The sequence below is a fragment of the Streptomyces sp. MnatMP-M17 genome, from assembly GCF_900091995.1.
Lineage (GTDB): Bacteria > Actinomycetota > Actinomycetes > Streptomycetales > Streptomycetaceae > Streptomyces.
On record NZ_FMDK01000682.1, the window covers coordinates 1 to 2,554 of the forward strand.

The 2,554-nt window shown below is 69.0% G+C and carries 1 protein-coding gene and 1 pseudogene; both read right to left on the reverse strand.

Going from position 1 to position 2,554, the window contains the following annotated elements; all coding sequences use genetic code 11:
- Window positions 1-2,278 (reverse strand): annotated as a pseudogene (locus GA0115259_RS28145) (hypothetical protein); the annotation flags it as partial.
- On the reverse strand, window positions 2,275-2,554 hold a 280-nt coding region (locus GA0115259_RS40635; RefSeq protein WP_370748564.1), incomplete at its 5' end, for a hypothetical protein. The pseudogene GA0115259_RS28145 and the gene GA0115259_RS40635, both read right to left, overlap by 4 nt.

Below are 2,554 nucleotides of genomic sequence, written 5' to 3' on the forward strand. Positions count from 1 at the left end.
CGGCGCCTCCGTCCGTCGCTCCGCCGTCCCCGGCGCCCGCCGTGGTGCCCGAGCCGTCGCCGCCGGCGGATTCGCCGGTCTCTTCGGCCGCGGCGCTGCCGCCACCGCTGCTGCCGGCGATCGAACTCTCATCGGACGGCGAGGCGTCCGGGTCGGCCGGCTTGCCGCGTTCGAGCCGGTCGGCGGCGGAAAGCGCCTGGTCACGCATCGCCTTGGGCATCGGCGCATACCCGGGCGGCAGCTCTCCGGGCTCCAGCCCCAAGGTCTGGCCGGGGCCCGCCGCGTACCGGATCAGCCGCGCGTAGTCCTGGCGCGCGTCCGCGGGCTGGTCGAGCGGAGCGACGGCGTACGCGACCGCCGTCAGCGGATAGGCGCCGTTCTTCGCCGTGGCCGGCGTCGGTGCCTTGACTCCCCGCACGGCCGAGTCGGGCATACGGTCGACCGCCTTCAGCAGGGCGTCGGCGGTCGGCTTGACATACACACCGTCGGCGTTCGGGAGCGCGGCGAAATTCAGCCCGTAACGCATCGCGGACACGGCGTCGACAAAGGCGTACGCCTTGCGCTGTCCCGGGATGACGTTCGGTGCCACGAGCTTGACGCCGCTGGGTGCGCTGACGTCCTGGGCGGCTTGGAAGGTCGCCCCGTTGGAACCTCGCCGGACCTTCAGCGCCCCGTTGTGCATGTCGTTGGAATAGGGGGACTTCTCCAGTTGGCCGTACGAGATCTTCCGTATCTCGTCCCCGGTTGTCATCGACACCTCGGTGAGCGTCGGGTCCGCCTTCGGGAAGTCGATCGGGGCGTCCTTGTCAAGACCCAGCGGCAGATAGAAGGAATTCACCTTCATGCCCCAGGGATCCGGCTTCCCCTCCAGGAATTCCCGGGCCTCGGTGTCCGACTGGAGGTAGCGCCAGAGCAGGGAATTGACGTCCGAATTACCGGCCTGAAGGATTATCGCGTTGGGCCCGAGCTGAGGCGCCGTGTCACGGTCGAAATACGGGTTCAGCTTTCTGAATTCCGGATCGACAATGAGGGACAGCGCATTTGTTTTGAGATGGTCCGGAACCGGATCCTGGAAGGTCATCTCCCGGATGTCGTAGGGGTACGAACCGGTCAGCAGCTTGGCCAGCAGGCGTGGATTGAGCTTGAGATCACGCACCTGCCCGGCGTTCCCGTCCTCCCAGAAGAAGCCGACCGTCAGAGCGCTGACCGCCACGGGAGCGTGCACGACCTCCGTCCCGCCCTCGACCGGTGCCACGGTGATGGCCGTTCCGGGCGAGGTGGATGTGGGATTCTCGATGAGTCTGCGCGCGTAGTCCTCGCCGGACTGGCTGAAGGAGAACCGCGCGTCGGCGCCCGAGCACAACTGCGTCTGCCAGGACGTGATGGCGTCGGTGAGCAGCTCGGACCCGATGACGCGGCGTTCCTGCTTGTCGGCGGGACAGGTGTCGCCCACCGGGCTGAAGTCCATCGGGAAGACCATCCGCTGGTCCCAGTTGGTCTGGCTCAGGGCGGAGGTCGTCAGCCCCGTGCTGACCTCGGAGGAGCCGTTCGGATCGTGTGTGCCACGGGGGATGACGACCAGCCAGCATCGCCGGGGCGTCGTCCGCCCGGCAGCCGGGTCGATCTCACCGCAGCCCAGATACGGGGCTTCGAGTGCCGACTTCACCTCGAAGACCGCCTCGCCGGTGCCGTCCTGCCTCATCCGCAGGTAGGGCTGGGCGTTCGTGTCGTTGTTGCTGAAGTACGTCGCGTCGGTGTTCGTGTCGGTCGGTTCACCGACCACCGGCTGGAACGGCACGAACGGGTTGCTGCCCGCCGGGGCCTCGGCGTACTTCCGCTCCAGGGGATCCGTGCCCTTGGGCAGCGTTCGCAGGCCCAGGTTGCGGTCGCTCGCGTTGTTCAGTCCGTACTCGCACTGTTCACGTTCGGGCCCCGCGGCGCCGTCCCCCCAGCACTGCATGATCTGGAGAAAGTTCATGTAGTCCGTGGACGTCGACGTCTCAGGGCCCTTCCAGGTCACCTCGACGCCCTGCGCACGCAGGTTCTTGGTCTGGTGGACCGTCACCTCAAGGTCGGAGAAGTCGTCGTACGGGCCCTTCTTGCCGCTCAGCGTCATCGCGGAGTCCTCCGCGTCGGCGTCCGCCGCCCGTATCTCGGGCGCCTCCGCCGCCTGGACAGGTCCGGACGGCAGCGGTACGAGGGCCAGCAGAAGGGCGCCGGCCAGCGCGCCGAGACCCGTCTTCACCCGCCGGGAGACGGGCATGCCGCGCACGCTCATCCCGATCCCTCCCTACGGCGTGTCCGCGCGGCCAGCGCGCGTGCCGTCAGCGGCGGGCCGATGATCACACCGACGAGCAGCAGGGCGGAGAGCGCCATCAGCGCGCCACGCAGTCCCGATGCCTCGCCGGAGGCGAGGGTGACCGGGTTCGCGACGACCGAGGAGTCGCCGCCGCCGGACGCGCCGTCATTGGTGATCAGTTCGCCGGTGTCCGGGTCGATCGTCCCGCCGGACGCGCCGGCCGCCGCGGCCGGATCCTGGGAGCCGGACGCGCCG